3 protein-coding genes are annotated in these 3014 nt (G+C 73.1%); 2 read left to right on the top strand and 1 reads right to left on the bottom strand.

The genetic code is table 11. The features are described from left to right. The first annotated feature begins 1 nt into the window (after position 1). Positions 2–919 (top strand): methylenetetrahydrofolate reductase [NAD(P)H], encoded by a 918-nt coding sequence (gene metF / locus VN520_RS34595; RefSeq protein WP_325750910.1) that lies wholly within the window; start codon positions 2–4, stop codon positions 917–919. Positions 920–969: 50 nt separating this feature from the next. After that, entirely contained in the window at positions 970–1908 is a 939-nt protein-coding gene (locus tag VN520_RS34590) for a hypothetical protein (protein ID WP_325750909.1), read from the top strand. A gap of 74 nt (positions 1909–1982) precedes the next feature. Here the strand turns inward: VN520_RS34590 and VN520_RS34585 are convergent. Continuing rightward, positions 1983–3014: NAD(P)/FAD-dependent oxidoreductase (locus VN520_RS34585; RefSeq protein ID WP_325750908.1), on the bottom strand; the 1032-nt coding region annotated here is incomplete at its 5' end.

Genomic DNA, 3014 nt, shown 5'->3' with positions numbered 1-3014 from the left:
TATGGCCCTTGGCACACCTTCCACCAGGACAGATCGCGCGCGCACCGTGCGTGATCTGCTCGCGACCGGCGAGATGTCGTTCTCGTTCGAATTCTGGGCGCCCAAGACCGAGAAGGGCGAGCGGAATCTGTGGAACGCCCTGCGCCGTGTCGAGGCGGTGGGACCGAGCTTCGTCTCCGTGACGTACGGGGCGGGCGGTTCGACCCGTGCCGGGACGGTGCGGGCGACCCAGCAGATCGCCGCGGACTCCACGCTCACCCCGGTCGCCCACCTCACCGCGGTCGACCACTCCGTCGCCGAGCTGCGCAACATGGTCGGGCAGTACGCCGACGCTGGCATCCGCAACATCCTCGCGGTGCGCGGGGACCCGCCCGGCGACCCGATGGGGGAGTGGGTCGAGCATCCCCAGGGCGTGCGGTACGCGGCGGACCTCGTCCGGCTGATCAAGGAAGCCGGCGATTTCTGTGTCGGCGTCGCGGCTTTCCCGGAAATGCATCCGCGGTCCACCGACTGGGACACCGACATCGGTCATTTCGTGGACAAGTGCCGCGCCGGCGCCGACTATGCGATCACCCAGATGTTCTTCCACCCGGAAAGCTATCTGCAGATGCGTGACCGTGTCGTCGCTGCGGGTTGCGAAACCCCGGTCATTCCCGAGGTGATGCCTCTCACCAGCGTGAAACAGCTGGAGAGATTCGCGCAGCTCAGCAACGCCTCCCTGCCTTCCCCGCTGAAAGAGCGCATCCTCGCCGCAAAGGACGACCCGGCCGCTGTACGCTCCATTGGCATCGAGTTCGCCACGGAGTTCTGCGCGAAACTGCTCTCCGAGGGTGTCCCGGGGCTGCACTTCATCACGCTCAACAACTCGACGGCGACACTCGAGATCTACGAGAATCTCGGACTGCACAAGCAGTCGTGACCGGCCGTACCCGCCACCGACCGGGGCGGTGGCCGTAGGAGGGGGCGGGCATGGGCTGGACGGTCCTCTACATCGCATTCGGCATAGTGGCGCTGTGGCTGCTGGGCGAGGTGCTTCTGCAGTACAAGGCGCGCCTGCGGTGGCGGCTGCTCGCCTTCGCCGGCTTCCTCGGCGTGGTCCTCGGTGTGCTGATCCCCTCCGTGCTGGTGATCATCATCGGGGCGGTCGCCTTCGCGACCGGTCAGACGTATGTGACGCTCTCCTTCAGGCGCGGCTTCTCCACGGGGTGGGCCATAGGCGGCAGCCCCGGCGAGAGCCGCCGTCGCCGAGGAGGGGGCGGCCCGGACAGCCGCAGGCCCACGCTGGAGGTCTCCGGCCTGGAGTACGAGGGAGCCCCCCGGCAGGCGGAGGCCGCCCCTTCGGCGGTCTACGAACCCGAGCCGCTGCCGGACGACACCGGGCAGTACGGCGTCTACACCGACCCCGCACCGGCCGGCGGCGGTGACCGGCACGACCAGTACGACCAGCAAGGCGAACAGCAGCCGCAGTACGCCGCCTACGACCCGTACACCGGATACGGCCAACCGCCCGCCCAGGGCCCCTACGGCGGCCAGGACGGATACCAGGGCGGCGGATACCAGGGCCAGGACGCGTACCAGGGCCAGGGCACCTACGCGGGCGGGCACGACGACCACGGCACGGACCAGTCGGGTCACGCCGCCTGGTCCGACGCCTACCTCGGCACGGCCGCGGGCACCGGGCAGTACACCGCGTACGACGGCTACGGCAACGACCCCGCCCACGGCGCCGGGCAGCAGCCCGCGGACCCGTACTCCGGGCAGTACACCGACACCCCGCCGGGCGGGGTCTGGGTCCCGCAGCAGCGGGAGAGCGATCAGTACCCCCCGATGCCGCCGGAGGTTCCCGCCCGGCCCGCCCCGTACGGCAACGGGTACGACGCCGGCCGGGACGAGCAGCACCGCTACTGAGACCCGCGGGGCCGGCCTGTCCCGCAGGCCGGCCGTGGGCGCCCGGGGGCGGGCTCAGCCCCGGTCCCCGCCGCTCACTGCGAGCCGCGGAAGCCGTCCCCCTCCACGACGAGCCCGGCGACCAGGGCTCCCGACATCCCGGCGTGGGCCGGACCGCCGCCCGGATGCGACCAGCCGCCCGCCAGGTACAGCCCCGGCAGCGGGGTGCGGTTCCCCGGGTGCAGACAGGCTCCCCCCGCGCCGGCCAGCGCCGGCGCCGGCACCGAACCGCCCTCGGCGCCCGTCTCCGCCTCGGTCTCGGCAGGTGTGCGCACCTCGGCGTGCAGGATCCGCTCGCGCAGCCCGGGAAGGGCCTCGGCGGCCCGGCCGGTCACCGTGTCCGCGAACCGCTCGCGCAGCGCCGCGTCCGTCCAGTCGACCGGTCCGTGCGGCGCCACCGTGACCATCAGGGTCACCGCCTCGTGGCCGTCGTCGGGGCGGGTGGCCGGATCGTCCGGACGCAGCACCGTCACCGTCGGCCGCTCGGCCGTCCGGCCGCCGAACACCGCCTCCTGCTCCGCCCCGGGATCATCGGTGTGCACCACGGTCCGGTGCGCGGCACCGCTCTCCCGGGCGCCCCGCAGCGACAGCAGGACGAGGAAGCGGCCCGGCACCGGAGCCTTCCGCCCCCCTGCGGGCCGCTCCTGCCGCCCCGGAAGGAGTCCGGGGGCCGGCTGCGCGCCCAGGACCACATGATCGGCTTCCACGCTCGACCCGTCCGCCAGCTCGATCCCTGCCGCCCGCCCGTCCTTCTCGGACACCCGGACCGCTTCGGCGCCGAAGACGAACTCCACCCCGCGGGCCAGACACCGCTCGTACACCGCGTCGGCCAGGGCGCGCATGCCGCCGGCGACGTACCAGCTGCCGAACGTCTCCTCCATGTACGGCAGCAGCGCGGCGGCGGCCGGGGCGCGGCGCGGGTCGAGCCCGTAGGACAAGGCGTACCCGTCGAGCAGGGCGGCCAGCCGGGGGTCCGCCAGCTCCCAGGCGCCCACCTCCGCCACCGTCCCCGCCTGCCGGGCGGCGCGCAGCAGCCTGCGCCGTCGCACCGCGGGGTAGGGGTCGCG

Source organism: Streptomyces sp., assembly GCF_035563135.1.
Taxonomy (GTDB): domain Bacteria; phylum Actinomycetota; class Actinomycetes; order Streptomycetales; family Streptomycetaceae; genus Streptomyces.
This window is presented reverse-complemented; position numbering and strand designations above follow the sequence as displayed.